Genomic DNA, 20,156 nt, shown 5'->3' with positions numbered 1-20,156 from the left:
GCCCGCCGCGCCTATTGCGATCCGGTTCGATCACAACGCCCCATCGGCGGCGGTCAGCCGATAGGAATTGACGGACTGGATCGGCACTCCCTGTCGATCGAGCATCTCCAGCCCGTTATCCGTCGGGCGGAAATAGCGCTTTTCACCCTGGCTGTCGGTCAGCACCAGTTTATCCGCCGTGCGCTGCCATTGCCCCTGTTCCGTAAAGGTCGTCTGCCCGGCGCGCGTGGTCTGATAATGTTCTTTCAGGATAAAGGTGCCGTCCTTGTCCAGAAACAGCGAGGTATCAATCCCCGCGCAGTCCGCGCAAGGCAACACGCCGCGATAGCTTTGCGCCATCGGCTGCAGCGGCGCTTCCTGAATCCGCGAACGCGTATGACACCCAATCAGCGCAGAGATCACCGAGATCAGCAGCACACCGATAGCCAGTTTTTTCACCCTTACCCTCCTGCCGTGTTGCTTTGCTCATTATATCCATCCCCGGCGCCATCAGGCCGCAGCCGGCGTCCGGGAAAAAGAACGTTACCGGCGATCATCCCTCCGTTGCGGCGATTTGCCACTCGTCAAAGGAAATTTCAAGACTATTCTTATCATCCGATAACCAGATGGTCCCTTCCTGCAGCGTCGCCTGTAGCGCCATATTGCGCTGGGCGAGCGCCGTCAGCAGAGCCAGTTGCCTGTCGTCCAGAAAACGAATGGTCAGATTCGAATACCCGGCCAGCTTGCTCGCGACGTTCTGCCGCCACACCTGCGCGGCGCGCTCGCTGTAGGCGTACAGCACCACCGAGCGCGACTGGCCGCAGGCTTTTTTCAGCCGCTTTTCATCCGGCAGCCCCAGTTCGATCCACAACCGCAGCTGCAGCGTGTCGTCGCGCAGCCAGATCTCCGGCTCATCGTCGGCGCTCAACCCCTTGGTAAAACGCAGATTTTCATCCGCGTGGCAGATCCACGCCAGCAAACGCAGCATCATGCGCTGATCCGTTTCCGAGGGGTGCCGGGCGATGGTCAAATTGACGTCATGGAAAAAATGGCGATCCATATCCGCAATATTCACCGCCGCCTTATAAACCGTTGCTTTTAATGCCATCTGTGACCTCAAGTCTATTTCGCCCTAGTGTACTTGAGTTGCCCCTATCATCACAGTAAAGGTGATATGCGCCACGTAACCGACAGATTAGGCCCCCGAGTAATACTGATATCCTGCCGGAGCCTATGCTATAGTCGGTTTGATAAATAGAGTTTATCTTCGTAGGCTTTACAGCATCAGGTGTCGTAAACGATAAAGCATGAATGTCTACCGGGTTAAGCTTTCAAGGGAGGATATATAGTGCAAGAATACAGTGAATTGGTACGCCGCTTATACTCAGAGATCGCCAGCGGCGATCTGGGCTATATACCCGACGCGCTGGGTTGTGTATTGAAAACCCTGGACGGTATCGCCGCCAACGGCGATTTGCCCTCCTCTGTCAGGGAACAGGCGGCTTATGCCGCCGCTAACTTATTGGTGAGCGATTATGTCAATGAGTAACGAATATCAACCCATTAACTGTGATGATTACGAAAATCTGGAAGCCACCTGCCAGCAGAATCTCACGCTGACGCTGGAACTGCGTAGCGGTGAAATCGTTACCGGTAAAGCCAGTGACATGATCTTACGCAAACACGTCGAATATCTGGTGATCGAGGAGTCCGGCGCCACGCGCGAACTTCGCCTCGACCACATCGTCAGCTTCAGCCACCCGGAAATAGGAAAAGTGGTGGTCAGCGAATCCTAGCCCGCCTCTGTCGGTCTGGCGCTTAAACGGACAACCCTGGGTTGTCCGTTTTCGTTTTATCCGCCTTCGCGCCAGGCGATATGCCACACCGGCTCCCCCTCTTTCGGCCTGCCCTCCCAGGTAACAAACCGCCCGACCGCCGCAATCAGCCGCTCGTCGTAAAATACCAGCGGCGTGCGATCGCGCCACCACGGCGGCACCGCCAGCTCCTGCCACAGCTTCTTGATTGGCCGGCCGTGTCGCCGCCCCGCCGCATGCACCACGCCGGCGGCGCCAAACCTGACGCTGACCCGTTCGCCGTCCGTCGGCGCCCGCACCGCCGTGCCCTTATCCACCACAGAGAGTTGCCCCAACCCCTCCGGCAGCGTCAGCGGGGCTGTGAGCGACGGCCACGGCACGACGCGGCCTTTTACCGCCGGCAGCAAAGGCAAGAGATAAAGATGCTGACGAAAACGGCGGATTTGCCGCCGACCAAGCTGCAATACCGGCTCGGCATCCTGACGGCTGACGGCCACCTCGTCCCACAGCCGCTGCAGCTGTTCGCGGGACGGCATCGGCGCGTTCTCCCCGGCCAGCCAGCGGCGCAGCAGCGCAAAGCGGCGTAGCGGACTCAGCGGCAACAGCCCCTCGATACTCAGCGCGCCGTCCGGCTGGCGCAACTCCCGCAGCGATTCCGCCAGCAGTTCGTCCAGCAGCTGTTCCTGCTCGGCGCAAAGCTGCGCGCTGCGCGCCGCCGCCGCGGGGAAATGCGGCCAGCGCCGCGTTAACAGCGGCAATACCCGAAGACGCAGAAAATTGCGATCGAAGCGCTCATCCTGATTGCTGTCGTCCTCAACCCACTCCAGCTGATGATGGCGCGCATACTGCTCCAGCCGTTGCCGGGTAAACTCCAGCAGCGGGCGCAGCAGCCTGTGTTCGCCCAACGCCGCGCTGGCGGCCATCGCCGACAGCCCTGCCGGGCCGCTGCCGCGTTTAAGCGCCAGTAAAAACGTTTCGCTTTGATCGTCAAGATGCTGCGCGGTAAGCAAAATCTCATCGTCCCGCAGGTGCGTTTGCAACGCCCGGTAGCGCGCCTCGCGCGCCGCCGCCTCAATCCCGCCGTTTTGCGCCGCCACCGTCACAGACAGCCGGGCAAAGGGCACCCGCCATTGCCGGCACTGGCGACTGCAGTGTTCGGCCCAGTTCTCCGCCAGCGGGTTTAAACCGTGATGCACGTAAGCCGCGCGGATGTCCAACTGACGCTCTTGACGCAGCCTCACCAGCAGATGCAGCAACACGCTGGAATCCAGCCCGCCGCTGTACGCCGCCAGGATCCGCCGATGCCCGGCGGTTTGCGACGCCAGCGCGGCAAGTAACTCATCGTCGGACCCGGCGCGGTTCACGCTTTCATCTCTCATACAGTTCCAGGGGCAATCCATCGGGATCGCGCAAAAAAGTAAACCGCCGCTGCGTTTCGGCATCGATGCGAATCGGTTCACATTCCACGCCGGCCTGCGTCAGCGCGGCAATGGCCTGTTCCACATCCTTAACCGCGAAAGCCAGATGCCGCAGGCCGCACGCCTCCGGCTGGCTGACCCGCGGCGGCGGCGCGGGGAAAGAAAATAGCTCAATCAGGTAACATTCATTTAACGCCAAATCGCCTTTCCAGGAGTCCCGCTCCGCCCGATAGACCTCATTAATCAGGGTAAAACCCATGATATCGCAATAAAAACTTTTACTCCGCGCATAATCGGCAGCGATGATGGCAATATGGTGAATACCTTGCAGCTGTAACATAACGCTGTCCTATCCTCTGTCGCAGATTGATCTATATCATTTGATGTTACAAATTTTATCATTCTGTTCACTTGAAACGATCCACCTCACAGACCCCCCTCACCCAACTGCTGATACAGTCCGCACTTCAATAGCGGACTCAGTAATAAATCTAACAGATTAAAGAAGGGGAGTCGTATGTTTGACCCGCAGATGTTTATTTTGGGGAGCTCGCCGTTAATTGCATTGATCGTCATGATCTTATGGCTGAAAACACCCGTACACTATTCCGTTCTGCTTTCCCTGATTTTGACGCTGATTATCGCCGGCTGGTACTGGCAGTCATCCCCGTCTGATCTGCTGCTGTCATCCGCGTATGGCGCAATCAAAGGGCTATGGCCGATTGTAATCGTGATACTCGGCGCAATCTACAGCTATAATCTGATGCAGAAAACCGGGGCCATGGAGGTGCTGAAAAACTGGCTGGCGGCCATCAGCGACGATCCGCGTATTCAGGTTTTACTTATCGCCTGGTGTTTCGGCGGGTTTCTGGAAGCCGCCGCCGGATTCGGCACCGCCGTCGCCATTCCGATAAGCCTGCTGATTGCCCTGGGCTTCGACCCGCTCAAAGCCGCCATCGCCTCGCTGGTGGCCAATACCGTACCGACCGCTTTCGGCGCCGTGGGCATTCCGGTGGCGATTCTGGCGCAACAGACCGGGCTGCCGGTAACGGACCTTGGCGGCATGGTGATCATTCAGCTCGCGCTGTTCAATCTGCTGTTGCCGTTCGTCGTCGTCGCCATCACCAACGGCGGTATTCGCGCGCTGCGCGGCGTGGTCTTTATCACCCTGATGTGCGGCGTCGCCTCGCTGGTGCCGCAGTATCTGGTGGCGGCATACATCGGCGCCGAACTGCCCGCCTTCGCCGGCAGCCTGGCGAGCATGGCGGTCGTCATGTGGCTGGCGAAACGCCGTCCCGCCGCGCGGCGCGCGGAGGCGGAGGCGAAACAGGCTGCGCCACAAACGACCTACAGCCGCCGGCAGATGCTGCGCGCGGGCGCCATCTATCTGCTAACCTTTATTTTTATCCTGCTGTGTTCTCCGCTGTTTCCGACGCTGAAACGAATCGTCGGTCTGATTTCCAGCCAGTTCCCTTTGGTGCTGAGCAGCGGTCAAACGCTGCTGCTGAAGATCGAGTGGCTGGGAACCCCCGGCGTACTGATTATCCTGGCGACGCTGATCGGCGGCGCCATTCAGGGCGCACGGCCGGGCGTGATGCTTACGGTGCTGTGGCGCACCCTCGTGCAATTGAAAAACTCCATCATCGCCATTTGCGCCATCGTCGCCATGGCGACGGTGATGGATACCAGCGGCATGATCGGCGATGTCGCCAATTCGCTGGTGGCGGTCACCGGGCGCGGCTTCGTTTTCATCGCGCCGCTAATTGGCGCGCTGGGTACTTTCGTCACCGGCAGCGATACCAACTCCAACGTGTTGTTCGGCAAACTGCAAACCACGGCGGCTCAGCAGATAGGCGCCGACCCGCTGTTGCTGGCGGCGGCCAACACCTCGGGCGCGACGGGCGGAAAAATGATCTCGCCGCAAAGCATCTCGATAGCGGTTTCGGCTACGCGTATGGAGGGACAAAGCAGCGCCATTATGTCCGGCGTGCTGCGCTACTGCCTGATCTACATCGTCATTCTCGGGTTTAAGGTGAGCGCGCTGTACTATTTTTTCTATTAGGGTCACAGATATATAACTAATTGAATTAGAAAATAATATCAAAAATAAACTTATCAGTATGGCTGTTTTAACCGTTAGCAATGGAGCAAACGTCAATGAACATCAATTTTTATGTCACCTGCCTCGGCGATGCCTTGAAAGCCAAGATGGCGCGTGACACGGTCTTGCTGCTCGAGCAATTGGGCTGTAAGGTTTTTTTCCCTGAAAAACAAGGATGTTGCGGCCAGCCCGCGCTGAACAGCGGCTATGTCGAGGGAGCCAAACCCGCCATGAAGTCGCTGATCGAGGCGCTGGAAGAAAATGATTATCCGATCGTTTCCCCGGCGGGCTCCTGCACCTACGCCATCAAAAGCTACGCCGGCTACCTGAGCGACGAGCCGGAGTGGGCGCGACGCGCGCAGGCCGTGGCCGACCGCATGCAGGATCTCACGTCGTTCATTGTCGATATTATGGGCGTGGTCGATGTCGGCGCGCGCCTGCCCGGCAAAGCGGTCTATCACCCCTCGTGCAGCCTGTCCCGTAAGCTGGGCGTCACCGAGGCGCCGCTTACGTTGCTCCGCCACGTCGACGGGCTGGAACTGCTGCCGTTCGAACACCAGGAAACCTGCTGCGGTTTCGGCGGCACCTTTTCGGTCAAGATGGCCGAGATCTCCGGCGAGATGGTCAAGGAAAAGGTACGCCACCTGATGGCGCCGCAGCCGGACTATCTGATTAGCGCCGACGTCAGCTGTCTGATCAACATCGGCGGCCGGCTCAGCCGGGAAAAACAACCCGTCAAGGTGATGCATATCGCCGAAGTGCTGATGAGCCGATAAGGAGACCGCCATGTATTTGAAAACCAGTAAAGTCGATTTCAAGCCGCGCATCAACGCAGAGATGCAGGACGACATCATGCGCCGCAACGTTTCCATGGCGCAGGAGCGCATCGGCGCCAACCGGCAAAAGATGGTGGAAGAGCTGGGCGATTGGGAACAGTGGCGCGACCAGGCGGAGCAGATTCGTAATCACGTACTGGAGAATCTCGACGCCTATCTGTATCAGTTGACCGAGAAAGTGACGGCGAATGGCGGGCAGGTCTTTTTTGCCCGCACCTGCGAACAGGCCACCGACTATATTCTCAAGGTCGCGCAGGCCAAGCAGGCTAAAAAAATCGTCAAGTCCAAGTCGATGGTCACGGAAGAGATCGGCATGAACCATGTGCTTCAGCAGGCGGGCATCGAGGTGGTGGAAACCGATCTCGGCGAATATATTCTGCAACTGGATGAGGATCCGCCGTCGCATATCGTGGTCCCGGCGATCCATAAAGACCGTCACCAAATCCAGCGCATCCTGAAAGAGCGCCTGGGCTACGACGGCCCGGAAACGCCGGAAGCCATGACCCTGTTTATCCGCCAGAAGATCCGCCAGGATTTCCTCAGCGCCGATATCGGCATTACCGGCTGTAATTTCGCCGTCGCCGAAACCGGTTCGGTGTGTCTGGTGACCAACGAAGGCAACGGCCGGCTGTGCACCACCCTGCCGAAAACCCATATCGCGGTGATGGGCATGGAGCGTATCGCGCCCACCTTCGCCGAAGTCGACGTGTTGATCACCATGCTGTGCCGCAGCGCGGTAGGCGCCAGGCTCACCGGCTACAATACCTGGCTGACCGGCCCGCGGCGGGAAGGCGATATCGACGGGCCGGAGGAGTTCCATCTGGTCATCATCGATAACGGACGCTCTCAGGTGCTGGGTTCCGAATTCCGCTCGATTCTGCGCTGCATCCGCTGCGGCGCCTGCATCAATACCTGTCCGGCCTATCGCCATATCGGCGGCCACGGCTACGGTTCGATCTACCCCGGCCCCATCGGCTCGGTGCTGTCGCCGCTGTTGGGCGGCTATAAGGAATTTAAAGATCTGCCTTACGCCTGCTCGCTCTGCACCGCCTGCAATCAGGTCTGTCCGGTGAAAATCCCGCTGGCGCAGCTGCTGCTCAAGCACCGCCGCGTGATGGCGGAACAGGGCATCACTCCGAAAACGGAGCAACGCGTCATCAAACTGTTCAACTATGCCAACGCCCATCCCGGCGTATGGAAAGTGGGGATGGTGATGGGCGCCAAAGCCGCCGGCTGGGCGATAAAGGATGGCAAAGCGCCCTTTAATATCGGCGCGCTGGGCGCCTGGACGCAGGCGCGCGACTTGCCGCAGGCGGACGGCGAAAGTTTCCGCAGTTGGTTTAAACGCCATCGGTCCGAGGGGAAAAAATAATGCTTAATCAACAAAACCGTGACGACTTTTTAGCGGAAATCGCCAGACGGCTCGGCCGAAAGGTGCGTCATGCGCCGGTTGGCGCGGCGTCGGAAACGACGTTTCCGGCGCAGACGCGCCTGACTGAGCTGACGCAGGACCAGCGCTGTCAGGCCTTTGTCGATTTCGCCCGAACAACCCTTAAAGCCAACTGCGTGCTGACTTCGTCAGAAACGCTGCTGGAGAATCTGCTGGCGCTGTGCGCAGAGTACGGTCCGACGCCGCTGGTGGTCAGCGGCGACGCGCGTTTGGCCGAACTGGGCATCACCCAGGCCTTGCAACAGCATTACCAGGCGCACGTCTGGCGGCCGGAAGCGCAACAGGAGAATATCCGCCTGGCCGAGCAGGCGAAGATTGGCGTAGTCTATGCCGAAGCGGGGCTGACGGAATCCGGCGGCGTGGTGCTGTTCTCCGGGCCGGAACGCGGCTGCTCCATTAGCCTGCTTCCCGAAACCTCCATCTTTGTGCTGCGCAAAAGCGACATTCTGCCGCGGGTGGCGCAGCTGGCGGAGCGGTTACATCATATGGCGCAAAAGGGCGAACGGATGCCCGCCTGCATCAATCTTATCGCCGGTCCCAGCTCCACGGCGGATATTGAATTGATTAAGGTTATCGGCGTCCACGGCCCGATTCACGCGGCGTATCTGATTATCGAAGATCGCTGACGCAGGGTGAACCTGAGCCACAGGAAGAGAAAAGCCCGCTATCCGTAGGATAGCGGGCCTGACGTCGCAGCGGCGGATAATCAGCAATAGCCGTAGTTCATCAGACGCTGGTAGCGGCGGTTGAGCAGCTCTTCTTCGCTCAGCGCATCCAGATCCTCAAGATCGGACAGCAACTGCGCTTTCAGCGAGGCGGACATCGCATCGATATTGCGGTACGCCGAGCCCAGCGGTTCCGGGATCACGTTATCGATCATTTTCAGCTCTTTCAAACGCGGCGCGGTGATGCCCATCGCTTCCGCGGCCAGCGGCGCCTTGTCCGCGCTCTTCCACAGAATGGAGGCGCATCCTTCCGGCGAAATCACCGAATAGGTGCTGAACTGCAGCATATTAACCTTGTCGCCCACGCCGATGGCCAGCGCGCCGCCGGAGCCGCCTTCGCCGATCACGGTGCAGACGATGGGCACGCGCAGGGCGGACATTTCGCGCAGGTTGCGCGCAATGGCTTCCGACTGCCCGCGCTCTTCGGCGCCGACGCCCGGATAAGCGCCCGGCGTATCGATAAAGGTGATGATCGGCATTTTGAAACGTTCGGCCATCTCCATCAGACGCAGCGCCTTACGATACCCTTCCGGCGCCGGCATGCCGAAGTTGCGGCGGATCTTTTCCTTGGTTTCCCGTCCCTTCTGGTGGCCGATGATCATCACCGGACGCCCGTTGAGACGCGCAATCCCACCCACTATCGCTTTATCGTCGGCATAGGCGCGATCGCCCGCCAATTCGTCGAAGTCGCTAAAAATGTGCCTGATGTAATCCAGCGTATACGGACGCTGCGGATGACGCGCCAACTGGGCGACTTGCCAGGCGCCCAGATCGGAGAAAATCTTGCGCGTCAGCTCAACGCTCTTCTCGCGCAGGCGCTGGACCTCTTCGTCCAGATTAATATCCAATTTTTCGTCTTGACGGCTGACTGCGGTCAGCGAGTCAATTTTCGCTTCCAACTCTGCAATCGGCTGCTCAAAATCAAGAAAATTCAGACTCATAGTATTCCTATATTAGTCAAATTCCAGTTCCACCTGTTCATTACCCACTAACGTGCGCAGATCGTTCAGCAACGTATCCGTCGGCGTTATGCGCCACGCCGCGCCGAAACGCAACCGGGCGCGCGCATCTTCACGCTGGTAATAAAGATTCACCGGGATCGTCCCCGATCGATGAGGTTCCAACGATTGGCGGAGACGGTTTAATAGTTGGTCATCAATTTGCCTGTCAGTCAGCGAGATAGCAAGTCCGCGCGCATATTTTTCCCGCGCTTCGCTAATATCCATCAACTCCCGGACGGTCATTTTAAGCCCGCCGCTGAAGTCGTCAAAGCTGACCTGCCCGCTGGCGATCAGGATACGGTCTTTTTCCAGTAAATGCTGATATTTCTCCAGCGCATCGGTGAACAGCATGATTTCCAGACGACCGGAACGATCGTCCAGGGTACAAACGCCAATGCGGTTTCCCCGCTTGGTGACCATTACCCTGGCGGCCAGCACCAGGCCCACGGCAGTGGTCATTTTGCCCCGCTCCGTCGGGTGCATATCTTTCAAACGCACGCCGCCGGCGTAACGTTCGATCTCCTTGAGGTACTGGGTGATCGGATGGCCGGTCAGGTAGAGTCCCAGCGTTTCCCGCTCACCGTCCAGCACCACCTGTTCCGGCCAGGGCGGAACCGTACTGTAGGACTGTTCGACCTGTTCGGGCGCATCGGCCAGCACGCCGAACATATCCACCTGGCCGATGGCTTCCGCCTTGGCGTGCTGATCGGCGGCCTTCAGCGCATCGCCCAGCGAGTTCATCAGCGCGGCGCGATGCGGCCCCAGGCGGTCGAACGCCCCGGACATAATCAGCTTTTCCAGCACCCGGCGGTTCAGTTTCTTGATATCGGTACGGGCGCACAGATCAAACAGCTCTTTGAAATAGCCGTCTTGATTACGCGCTTCGATAATCGCTTCAATCGGCCCTTCGCCGACGCCCTTGATCGCCCCGATGCCGTAAACGATCTCGCCGTCGCCGTTGACGTGAAAATGATAAAGGCCGCTGTTGATGTCCGGCGGCAGGATTTTCAGCCCCATGCGCCAGCATTCGTCCACCAGCCCGACCACTTTGTCGGTGTTGTCCATATCGGCGGTCATCACCGCCGCCATAAACTCGGCCGGATAGTGCGCTTTCAGCCACAGGGTCTGGTAGGAGACCAGCGCATAGGCGGCCGAGTGCGATTTGTTGAATCCGTAGCCGGCGAATTTCTCCACCAGGTCGAAGATTTTGATCGCCAGTTCGCCGTCCACCCCGCGCGACTTCGCGCCGTCTTCAAAACCGCCGCGCTGCTTGGCCATTTCGACCGGGTTCTTTTTACCCATGGCGCGACGCAGCATATCCGCGCCGCCCAGGGTATAGCCCGCCAGCACCTGGGCGATCTGCATTACCTGTTCCTGATACAGGATAATGCCGTAGGTCGGCTCCAGCACCGGTTTCAGCGACTCGTGCTGCCACTCGATATCCGGATAGGAGATGGCCTCGCGCCCGTGTTTGCGGTCGATAAAGTTATCCACCATGCCGGACTGCAGCGGACCGGGACGGAACAGCGCCACCAGCGCGATCATATCTTCAAAGCAGTCGGGCTTCAGGCGTTTGATCAGGTCCTTCATGCCGCGCGATTCAAGCTGGAACACCGCCGTGGTTTCCGAGCGTTGCAGCATGTCGAAACTCTTCTTGTCATCCAGCGGGATGGCGGCGATATCTATCGGCTCCTGACCCTGCTTCGCCCGGCGCGCGTTAATCATCTCCAGCGCCCAGTCGATGATGGTCAGCGTGCGCAGGCCGAGGAAGTCGAACTTCACCAGACCGGCATATTCGACGTCGCTTTTATCAAACTGGGTGACCGGATGGTTGCCTTCCGCATCGCAGTACAGCGGGGCGAAGTCGGTGATTTTGGTGGGGGAGATAACCACCCCGCCGGCGTGTTTGCCGGCGTTGCGCGTCACGCCCTCCAGCTTGCGCGCCATATCGATCAGCGCCCGCACCTCTTCATCCGCCTCGTAGATTTCAGGCAGCTGCGGTTCCGCCGCAAAGGCTTTTTCCAGCGTCATCCCCGGGTCGGGCGGCACCAGTTTGGAAATGCGATCGACAAAGCCGTAAGGGTGGCCCAGCACCCGCCCCACGTCGCGGATCACCGCTTTGGCGGCCATGGTGCCGAAGGTGATAATCTGCGATACCGCGTCGCGACCGTACATATCGGCGACGTGATCGATAACCAGGTCGCGCTTTTCCATGCAGAAGTCGACGTCGAAGTCCGGCATGGAAACGCGCTCGGGGTTGAGGAAGCGTTCGAACAGCAGGTCAAACTGCAGCGGGTCCAGATCGGTGATCTTCAGCGAGTAGGCCACCAGCGAACCGGCGCCCGACCCTCGTCCCGGCCCGACGGGCACATTGTTATCCTTGGACCACTGAATAAACTCCATCACGATCAGGAAGTAGCCGGGGAAGCCCATCTGGTTGATGACTTTCAGCTCGATATCCAGACGCTCATCATATTCCGGGCGTTTCTGCGCCCGCTCCTGCGGGTCGGGAAACAGGAATTCCAGACGCTCTTCCAGCCCCTCTTTCGCCCGCTTGACCAGATAATCTTCCGTGGACATCTCCCCGGTCGGGAACTGCGGCAGGAAGTATTCGCCCAGGCGGATGGTCACGTTGCAACGTTTGGCGATTTCGACGCTGTTGGCCAATGCCTCGGGGATATCGGCGAACAGCTGGCACATCTCCTCTTCCGTGCGCATATATTGCTGCGGACTGTAGTTGCGCGGCCGTTTGGGATCGTCAAGCGTATAACCGTCGTGGATGGCGACGCGGATTTCGTGCGCGTCGAAATCCTCTTCGCTGATAAAGCGGACGTCGTTGGTCGCCACCACCGGCAGGCCGTGTCTGGTCGCCAGTTCCACGGCGGCGTGCAGATAGCTTTCTTCATCCTGACGCCCGGTGCGGATCAGCTCCAGGTAATAGCGATCGGGGAAATATTGCCGATAGAACGTCAGGCACTGTTCGGCCTGCGTCTGATTGCCGCGCAGCATAAACCTGCCGACGTCGCCGTTGCGGCCGCCGGAGAGCAGCAGCAATCCGCTATTTTTCTCAATCAGCCAGTCGCGATCTATCGTCGGACCCTCGGCCCCGTAGCCGCGTTGATAAGCATGGGAAATCAGCAGCGTCAGGTTCTGGTAGCCTTCATTATCCATCGCCAGCAGCGTGAGATGCGCGAGCTCATCGCCCAACTCTTCGCTGGCGACGTAGACATCCGCGCCGATAATCGGCTTGATGCCGGCGCCATGCGCGCCGCCATAAAACTTCACCAGCCCGCACAGGTTGGTGAAATCGGTAATCGCCAACGCCGGCATGCCCAGCGACGCCGCTTTCTTTACCAGCGGCCCGACCTTCGCCAGCCCGTCGATCATGGAATAGTCACTGTGAACACGCAGGTGAACAAAACGTGGTTCGGCCATCTCCAGATCCCAGAATTTATCGATTAGTCAACGCGGTACGAGGCCGCGCTGAGGGTTAATGATGATTACGCCAGTCCCAACGCCCGTTTCACCGGAGCAAAACTCCGGCGGTGAAACGCGGTGGCGCCCAAAGCCGCCAGCTTCTCAAGATGAAAAGCGGTGGGATAGCCTTTGTGCTGCGCGAAACCGTAGGCGGGGAAAAGTTTATCCAGCGCCACCATCTCGCTGTCGCGCGTCACTTTCGCCATAATGGAGGCCGCGCTGATCTCCGCCACGCGGCTATCCCCTTTCACCACCGCCTGCGCCGGCATCGGCAAGGCGGGACAACGATTACCGTCGATCAACACCAAATCCGGCGTCAGCGCCAGCCCGGCCACGGCCCGCTGCATCGCCAGCATGGTGGCGTGCAGAATGTTCAGGCGGTCTATTTCTTCAGGCTCCGCCCGGCCAAGACTCCAGGAGAGCGCTTTTTCCTTTATTTCATCATACAGCGCCAGCCGGCGTTTCTCACTCAGCTGTTTTGAATCCGCCAGACCGACAATCGGCCGGGCGGGATCGAGGATCACCGCGGCGGTGACGACGGCGCCCACCAACGGGCCGCGCCCCACTTCATCAACCCCGGCGATACAGCAGTACGCCGGCGGGTAGGTAAACGTCTCGTTCATGATTTCACTAATTCCAATACGGCCTGCGCCGCCTGCTCGTCGGCATTGCAGCGAATCTGCCGATGCAACTCCAAAAACGTGGCCTGCAGCGCGGCGGTTTTGCTTTCATCGGCCAGCCAGGGCAGCAGCGCCGCCGCCAGTTTATCCGGCGTGCAGTCGGTCTGCAGCAGTTCGGTGACCAGTTCGCGCCCGGCCAGCAGATTGGGCAGGGAAACCCACGGCGTTTTTACCAATCGCTGCGCCAGCCAGAAGGTGAAGGGTTTCATACGATACCCCACCACCATCGGACATTTGGCCAGCATGCACTCCAGCGCGGCGGTGCCGGAGGCCAGCAGCGCGGCGTCGCTGGCGATCATCGCTTCGCGCGCCCGCCCGTCCAGTATATGCAGCGGTAAATCAGGCGCAACGCTGTTTTTTATCCGTTCAAACTGCTCGCGACGCTTGCCGTTGACCAGCGGAACGACGATTTCCAGCGCGGGAAAGCGCTGGCGCAGCAGCCGGGCGGTGTGCAGAAAGTCGGCGCTGAGCATCTCCACCTCGGCGCCGCGGCTGCCGGGCAGCAGCGCCAGACAGAGACTGCCGTCGGGGATGCCGAGCGCCGCTCTGGCCGCCTGCTTATCCGGCCGCAGAGGCATGGCGTCCGCCATCGTATGGCCGATAAAACGACAGGGCACGTTGAAACGATCGTAAAACGCTTTTTCAAAAGGAAGAAAGGCCAGCACCAGATTGGTCGCTTTGGCTATTTTGAAAACGCGTTTTTGCCGCCAGGCCCACACGGACGGGCTGACATAGTGAATGGTGCTGATGCCGCGCCGTTTCAGCCTGCCTTCCAGCGTGATGTTGAAATCCGGCGCATCAATGCCGACGAAAACGTCTGGCTTAAGTTCGCTAAAGCGCTGCGTCAAGTCCCGGCGAATGTTAAGCAAGCGCGGCAGGCGTTCAAGCACTTCCACGATGCCCATCACCGCCAGCTCTTCCATCTCATACCAGGCTTCGCAGCCTTCGGCCTGCATACGCGGCCCGGCGACGCCGACGAAACGGGCATCCGGCGCTTGCGCTTTCAGCGCCCGAATCAGGCCGGCGCCAAGAATGTCGCCGGAGGTTTCTCCGGCGACCAATCCGATAACCAAAGGACGTGGCGGCATGGATTAACGAATGATGCCGCGGGTAGAACGGGCAAAGAAATCGAGGAATGCCTGTACCGCCGGGTGAGCGGCCGCCAGCGCTTCGATTTCCGGTTTTACCTCGTCCAGCGTTTTGCCGCTGCGGTAAATCAGCTTGTAGGCGTTACGGATGGCGTGCTGGGTCTCTTTCTCGAAACCGCGGCGCTTCAATCCTTCAATGTTCAAACCGAACGGCGTGGCGTGGTTTCCCTGCGCAATCACGTAGGGAGGCACATCCTGCGCCACGCCGGAGCATCCGCCGACCATGACGTGCGCGCCGATAATGCAGAATTGATGCACCGCCGTCATACCGCCGATGATGGCGAAATCATCGACGGAGACGTGCCCGCCCAGGGTGGCGTTATTGGCCAGGATACAACGATTGCCAATCACGCAGTCATGGGCGATATGGGTGTTGATCATCAGCAGATTATCGCTGCCGACTTTGGTCAACCCACCGCCTTGCTCGGTGCCACGATGAATAGTGACGCTTTCGCGTATACGGTTACGATCGCCGATCTCGACGCGAGTCGGCTCTCCTGCGTACTTAAGGTCCTGATTCACTTCACCAATCGAGGCGAACTGATAGATTTCGTTGTCGCGGCCAATCTTGGTGATGCCATTAACCACGACGTGCGACTTCAGCACAGTACCCGCACCGATCTCGACCTGAGAACCGATGTAGCAGAATGGGCCAATATGTACATTGGCGCCAATGATAGCGCCATCTTCGACGATGGAGCTGGGATGAACAAAGGCGGTTTGATCAATCACGTTATCAGGCCTCCCGACGACGAGCACACATCATTGACGCTTCACAGGCTACTTCACCATCAACTTTGGCGACACCCTTAAAGCGTGCAACGCCGCGACGCTCTTTAATAAATTCGACCTCAAGGATCATCTGATCCCCCGGCTGCACGGGGCGTTTAAAGCGCGCCTCGTCAATTGCCGCAAAGTAATAAAGCTCCCCCGGCTCCAGCCTGCCGACGCTTTTAAACGCCAGAATACCCGTGGCCTGCGCCATGGCTTCCAGAATCAGCACCCCGGGGAAGATTGGCTTGCCCGGGAAATGCCCCTGAAAGAAGGGTTCGTTGAAAGAGACATTTTTCACCGCCCGTAAAAACTTCCCTTTTTCAAAATCCAGCACGCGATCAACCAGTAAAAACGGAAACCGGTGAGGTAATAATTCTAAGATCTCTTCAATATGCAGAGTATGAGTGTCAGTAGTCAAAATACTCTTCCTGTCCATAAAACTGATGCCATCAACAACACGGCCTGCTCAGACCCTAAAAGGGGATCTTTCGGCAGGCCGCAAATAAGGATTAGTACGCCGGTGTGGGCATACGCTATTCATTTACAGAATACGATTCCGCCCGCACCCGAACTTTTCGTTTACATCCAGACTATGCGCTTCCACCCAATCAGACAAAACCGCGATGATTAACCGTTATCGACTTTTCGTTCAATGGCTTTTAACCGCTTGCTTATATCGTCAATATTCATCACCAGCGCGGCGGTTTTGCGCCAAACTTTATTGGGCTGCAAAGGAATGCCCGACGAGTATACCCCAGGTTCGGTGATCGGCCTCATCACCATGCCCATTCCCGTCACCGTGACTTTATCGCAGATCTCCATATGGCCATTGATTACGCTGGCGCCGCCGATCATGCAATAACGTCCGATTTTCAGGCTGCCGGCCATAATGACACCGCCGGCGACGGCTGTATTGTCGCCAATCACCACGTTGTGAGCAATCTGGCACTGATTATCGATAATCACCCCATTGCCGACGATCGTATCATCCAGCGCGCCGCGATCGATGGTGGTGCTGGCGCCGATTTCCACCCGGTCGCCGATCCTCACCGTTCCCAACTGCGGGATCTTCACCCAGTTGCCGCGATCGTTGGCGTAGCCAAAACCGTCGGAACCGATGACCGCGCCCGACTGAATCAGGCACTGCTGGCCGATTTCAACGTTGTGGTACACCGTTACGTTCGCCCACAGGCGGGTGCCGGCGCCGATGCGCGCGTTTTTACCGATAAAACAGCCCGCCCCGATGATTACGCCATCTCCCAGCTGCGCGCCGGCTTCGATGACGGCGTTGGCGCCGACGGCGACCTGCCTCCCCAAAACAGCATCCGCGGCGATAACCGCGCTGGGCGCGATATCGGCGGCCGGGGCCGGCGTGGTGTCCATCAGTTGCGCCATACGCGCATAGGTAAGATAAGGATTTTTAACCACCAGCGCCGCGGCCTGACAATAGGGCAGATCCGCCTCCGTCAGCACCACCGCGGAAGCCTGGGTTTCCGCCAACTGCTGACGATAGCGGCTGTCGGACAGAAACGTAATCTGCCCGGACTTTGCTGAATGCATAGAAGCAACGCCGGTGATGACCACAGAGCCATCACCGTGTAATTGCGCATCCAACTGCTGTGCCAAAGCATCCAGTCGAATCGAATCCATGTATTATTTAACCTGTTTCAGCACGTCGGCGGTAATGTCTTTGGCATTGGCGGCATAGGCTACCGCGTTAGCATCGATCACCACATCATAGCCTTCTTTGCTGGCAACGGATTTTACCGCATCCTGAATACGGCTCAGGATTTTGTTGCGCTCTTCCATCTGACGACGGCGATTGTCCTGATCAAATGCCTGCGCTTTAGTAGAGAACTGCTCGCGCTGAGCCATGATGTCTTTTTCCATTCTATTGCGATCGCTCGCTTTCATGGTAGAACCATCACGTTGCAGACGCTGCATTTTGGTTTGCAAATCTTTTTCCAGGGATTGCAATTCAGAAGCGCGGCCTTTGAACTCGTTTTCCAGTTGACGAGCTACCGTTTCACGCTGCGGCAACTGTTGGAAAATGCTGGATACGTTAACAACGGCAATCTTGTCAGCGGCCTGAACGCTGGCTGAAGCAGCCAATGCTAATCCGAGACCTGCGGCACACAACCACTTTTTCACTATAAACTCCTCAACCTAACCGTTTGTGTCTTAACACGTTGATGTGCATGGCGTCATGGCATTGATGCATTATTCAGCATTCCAGACCCTGCCCGCCATGCGACTTGTCTTACATACGATCTACCGACGCCGCCTTACCAGGTTTTGCCAATATTAAACTGGAACTGCTCCGATTTGTCTCCATCGTACTTTTTAACCGGCTGAGCATAGGAGAAGACCAGCGGCCCAAGCGGAGACATCCATTGCAGGGCGATGCCGCTGGAAACGCGGAAGTTGTCGGCCTTGCCATAATCAGGGACGCCCGCTTTAAGGGTTTCTGTCGTATTTTCCCAGTTGGTATCCCATACCGTACCGCCGTCGATAAAGAACGAGGTGCGCACCGAGTTGGCGTACTTCTCGCTGATAAACGGCGTCGGCACAATCAGTTCCGCGCTCAATACCGCCATGGCGTTACCGCCCACCGCGTCGTCCAGGTTGTCCGCATCGATCGGACAATTTGCATACGAGTTCGGCAATGACGCCGTCGGGCATTTATAGTACGCCGCCTTAGGCCCGATGGTATTGGACTGGAAGCCGCGCACGGTGCTCGAACCGCCGGCATAGAAGTTATCGTAGAACGGCACTTCCTTGCCCCCCAGACCGTCGGCGTAACCGGCGCGGGCACGCCCCATCAGCACCCAGTTGCGGTTTTCGCTCAGCGGGAAGTAAGAGGCCGAATCAAACGTCAGTTTGTAGTATTCGTTGTCTGAACCCGGAATGGTGACTTTGGCGTTGACCGACGCACGGGTGCCCGAGGTCGGGAAGTAGCCGCGGTCCAGATTATTGTAGCTCCAGCCGGTATTCAGGAAGAAATCGTTGGCGGTGAAATCGGCGCTGGATTTCACGTTTTCGCCAACCACATCCGGGTTGACGCCGACGGTATCCAGATAGCGCCACATCGCCACCTGCGGTCTCATATCCGACAGGTCGTTATGGACGTAATCCAGCCCCAGACGCAGCGAGTTGTTCTCGTTGATCGGGAAGCCCAGGGTGCTGCCGATGCCGTAGCTGGCGTTGGTATAGTCGGACAGGTCCGCGTCGTACGCTTCGAACTTGTTGTAGAAGATGCGACCGCCGAGGCTGACGCCGTCCACCGTGAAGTACGGGTCGGTCAGAGAAAGCTCGACATAGGTCTGGTAGTCGTTTCGCGTCCCGCTGATGCCGACGGAATTCCCGGTACCCAACCAGTTATCCTGCTGCACGCCGGCCTGGAAGCTGACGCCGCTTTCCGTCCCGAAGCCCACGCCGAAGTTGAACGTCCCGGTGTTGCGCTCTTTGACCTTATAGGTCACATCCACCTGGTCGGCGGTGCCGGGAACGCGTTGCGTTTCCACGTCGACGCTTTCAAAGTACCCCAGCCGGTTCAGGCGCTCTTTACCCTGTTCGACCAGATCGTTGCCCAGCCAGCCGCCTTCCATCTGGCGCATTTCACGGCGCAGCACGGAGTCTTTGGAGGTATCGTTACCGTCGAAACGGACGCGGCGGACATAGAAGCGATTACCGGCATCAACGTTGATATCAAGTTTGACGCTCTTGTCTGCGTCATTGATTTCAGGCTGGGTCACCACGCGCGGATAGGCGTAGCCGTAACGGCCCAGCAGCTTCTTGATATCCTCTTCCATGCGGGTAACCTTGGCGCCGTTATACAGCTCGCCCGGCTCGATTTTCGTCAGCCCTTCGATTTCCGCGGAATGGCCGGCCAGGTTCCCCCTGACGGCGACGCCGGAAAGCTTGTACTGTTCGCCTTCCGTCAGGTTGATGGTGATGTAGATGCCCTTTTTATCGGGCGTCAGGCTGACCTGGGTGGAATCGATGCTGAAGCGGGCGTAACCGCGATCCAGATAAAAACTGCGCAGCGTTTCAAGGTCGCCGGACAGCTTCTGCTTCTGATACTTGCGATCGCCGACCACGTTCCACCACGGCACTTCATCACGCAGTTGGAAACGCGAAATCAACTCGTCGGAGCTGAACGCCTTGTTGCCGACGATATTGATTTGCTGAATCTTGGCGGAGACCCCTTCGGTAAACACCAGTTTCAGATCGACGCGGTTACGGGGCAACGGCGTGACGACGGCCTTTACCGAAGCGCTGTATTTGCCCACGCTATAGTAGAAATCCTCCAGCCCTTTCTCGATGCTGGAAAGCGCGGTACGGTCCAGCGCCTCGCCCACCCGCACGCCGGAAGCCTCCAGATTCTCTTTCAGCATGTCGTCTTTCACCGACTTGTTGCCGGAAAACGTCATGCTGGCGATCGTCGGGCGCTCCTTGACCTGCACGATCAGCGTTTCGCCGTCGCGCAGGACGCGGACATCCTCGAAATTTCCGGTAGCGAACAAAGCACGGATGGTATTACCGATATCATCATCACTGACGGTATCACCAACACGGACTGGCATACTGAGTAATGCCGCTCCGACGGCAACCCGTTGCAGGCCCTCGAAATGAATGTCCTTCACTACGAACCCGTCTGCACCGTATACGGTGGCGCTGCTGAACAGCAGCGACGCTATGAGCAACTTTTTCATCGCCATCGTTGTTATGCGTTTTTCCTAACCTAATCCCA

18 protein-coding genes and 1 pseudogene are annotated in these 20,156 nt (G+C 58.3%); 6 read left to right on the top strand and 13 right to left on the bottom strand.

Going from position 1 to position 20,156, the window contains the following annotated elements; genetic code table 11:
* Positions 1-33: 33 nt before the first annotated feature.
* Together DDT56_RS03690 and DDT56_RS03685 are read right to left on the bottom strand one after the other, a co-directional pair.
* Positions 34-438: pseudogene (locus DDT56_RS03690) on the bottom strand (copper resistance protein NlpE N-terminal domain-containing protein); the annotation flags it as partial.
* A 94-nt stretch (positions 439-532) separates the two neighbouring features.
* Positions 533-1,087 carry a YaeQ family protein gene (locus DDT56_RS03685; protein WP_136165165.1) on the bottom strand — a complete coding sequence of 185 codons (555 nt, stop codon included), beginning with the start codon at positions 1,085-1,087 and terminating at the stop codon, positions 533-535.
* A gap of 240 nt (positions 1,088-1,327) precedes the next feature.
* Between DDT56_RS03685 and DDT56_RS03680 the strand changes: the two genes are divergently transcribed.
* Positions 1,328-1,528 (top strand): YaeP family protein, encoded by a 201-nt coding sequence (locus DDT56_RS03680; RefSeq protein ID WP_009114128.1) that lies wholly within the window; start codon positions 1,328-1,330, stop codon positions 1,526-1,528.
* Positions 1,515-1,775, top strand: a complete 261-nt coding sequence (gene rof, locus DDT56_RS03675; protein WP_136165164.1) for a Rho-binding antiterminator — start codon at positions 1,515-1,517, stop codon at positions 1,773-1,775. The genes DDT56_RS03680 and rof overlap by 14 nt, the downstream gene beginning before the upstream one ends.
* Before the next feature lie 56 nt (positions 1,776-1,831).
* Here rof and tilS read toward each other — a convergent pair whose 3' ends face one another.
* Together tilS and DDT56_RS03665 are read right to left on the bottom strand one after the other, a co-directional pair.
* Positions 1,832-3,172: a tRNA lysidine(34) synthetase TilS gene (tilS, locus tag DDT56_RS03670; RefSeq protein ID WP_136165163.1), complete on the bottom strand. Its 1,341-nt coding sequence runs from the start codon at positions 3,170-3,172 to the stop codon at positions 1,832-1,834.
* Positions 3,162-3,551 carry a VOC family protein gene (locus DDT56_RS03665; RefSeq protein WP_136165162.1) on the bottom strand — a complete coding sequence of 130 codons (390 nt, stop codon included), beginning with the start codon at positions 3,549-3,551 and terminating at the stop codon, positions 3,162-3,164. The genes tilS and DDT56_RS03665 overlap by 11 nt, the downstream gene beginning before the upstream one ends.
* Positions 3,552-3,728: 177 nt before the next feature.
* Here DDT56_RS03665 and DDT56_RS03660 point away from each other — a divergent pair, with 177 nt between their 5' ends.
* The 4 genes from DDT56_RS03660 (at position 3,729) to DDT56_RS03645 (ending at position 8,224) form a co-directional block, all read left to right on the top strand.
* Positions 3,729-5,273 (top strand): L-lactate permease, encoded by a 1,545-nt coding sequence (locus DDT56_RS03660; protein ID WP_136165161.1) that lies wholly within the window; start codon positions 3,729-3,731, stop codon positions 5,271-5,273.
* A gap of 95 nt (positions 5,274-5,368) precedes the next feature.
* Entirely contained in the window at positions 5,369-6,088 is a 720-nt protein-coding gene (locus DDT56_RS03655) for a (Fe-S)-binding protein (protein ID WP_136165160.1), read from the top strand.
* A 10-nt stretch (positions 6,089-6,098) separates the two neighbouring features.
* Positions 6,099-7,520, top strand: a complete 1,422-nt coding sequence (locus DDT56_RS03650) for a LutB/LldF family L-lactate oxidation iron-sulfur protein (RefSeq protein ID WP_136165159.1) — start codon at positions 6,099-6,101, stop codon at positions 7,518-7,520.
* The gene (locus tag DDT56_RS03645; RefSeq protein WP_136165158.1) at positions 7,520-8,224 is read left to right on the top strand and encodes a LutC/YkgG family protein; all 705 of its coding nucleotides are present in this window, start codon (positions 7,520-7,522) and stop codon (positions 8,222-8,224) included. Before DDT56_RS03650 ends, DDT56_RS03645 begins: the two co-directional genes overlap by 1 nt.
* Positions 8,225-8,304: 80 nt before the next feature.
* Here DDT56_RS03645 and accA read toward each other — a convergent pair whose 3' ends face one another.
* From accA to bamA, 9 genes are all read right to left on the bottom strand, one after another.
* The gene (accA, locus tag DDT56_RS03640; RefSeq protein ID WP_136165157.1) at positions 8,305-9,264 is read right to left on the bottom strand and encodes an acetyl-CoA carboxylase carboxyl transferase subunit alpha; all 960 of its coding nucleotides are present in this window, start codon (positions 9,262-9,264) and stop codon (positions 8,305-8,307) included.
* Between the two features lie 12 nt (positions 9,265-9,276).
* Complete coding sequence (dnaE, locus tag DDT56_RS03635) at positions 9,277-12,759, bottom strand: DNA polymerase III subunit alpha (protein ID WP_136165156.1); 3,483 nt, start codon at positions 12,757-12,759, stop codon at positions 9,277-9,279.
* A 65-nt stretch (positions 12,760-12,824) separates the two neighbouring features.
* Positions 12,825-13,424, bottom strand: a complete 600-nt coding sequence (rnhB, locus tag DDT56_RS03630) for a ribonuclease HII (protein WP_136165155.1) — start codon at positions 13,422-13,424, stop codon at positions 12,825-12,827.
* Positions 13,421-14,569 carry a lipid-A-disaccharide synthase gene (gene lpxB / locus DDT56_RS03625; protein WP_136165154.1) on the bottom strand — a complete coding sequence of 383 codons (1,149 nt, stop codon included), beginning with the start codon at positions 14,567-14,569 and terminating at the stop codon, positions 13,421-13,423. Before lpxB ends, rnhB begins: the two co-directional genes overlap by 4 nt.
* A gap of 3 nt (positions 14,570-14,572) precedes the next feature.
* Positions 14,573-15,361 carry an acyl-ACP--UDP-N-acetylglucosamine O-acyltransferase gene (gene lpxA / locus DDT56_RS03620; RefSeq protein WP_136165153.1) on the bottom strand — a complete coding sequence of 263 codons (789 nt, stop codon included), beginning with the start codon at positions 15,359-15,361 and terminating at the stop codon, positions 14,573-14,575.
* 4 nt (positions 15,362-15,365) lie between these two features.
* Positions 15,366-15,839 (bottom strand): 3-hydroxyacyl-ACP dehydratase FabZ, encoded by a 474-nt coding sequence (gene fabZ, locus DDT56_RS03615; protein WP_210416971.1) that lies wholly within the window; start codon positions 15,837-15,839, stop codon positions 15,366-15,368.
* 191 nt (positions 15,840-16,030) lie between these two features.
* Complete coding sequence (lpxD, locus tag DDT56_RS03610) at positions 16,031-17,053, bottom strand: UDP-3-O-(3-hydroxymyristoyl)glucosamine N-acyltransferase (protein WP_136165151.1); 1,023 nt, start codon at positions 17,051-17,053, stop codon at positions 16,031-16,033.
* Between the two features lie 3 nt (positions 17,054-17,056).
* Positions 17,057-17,554 carry a molecular chaperone Skp gene (gene skp / locus DDT56_RS03605; RefSeq protein ID WP_136165150.1) on the bottom strand — a complete coding sequence of 166 codons (498 nt, stop codon included), beginning with the start codon at positions 17,552-17,554 and terminating at the stop codon, positions 17,057-17,059.
* Between the two features lie 134 nt (positions 17,555-17,688).
* Complete coding sequence (gene bamA / locus DDT56_RS03600; protein WP_136165149.1) at positions 17,689-20,124, bottom strand: outer membrane protein assembly factor BamA; 2,436 nt, start codon at positions 20,122-20,124, stop codon at positions 17,689-17,691.
* Positions 20,125-20,156 lie beyond the last annotated feature (32 nt).

The sequence above is a fragment of the Brenneria corticis genome (genome assembly GCF_003115855.1).
Taxonomy (GTDB): Bacteria; Pseudomonadota; Gammaproteobacteria; order Enterobacterales; family Enterobacteriaceae; genus Brenneria; species Brenneria corticis.
This window is presented reverse-complemented; position numbering and strand designations above follow the sequence as displayed.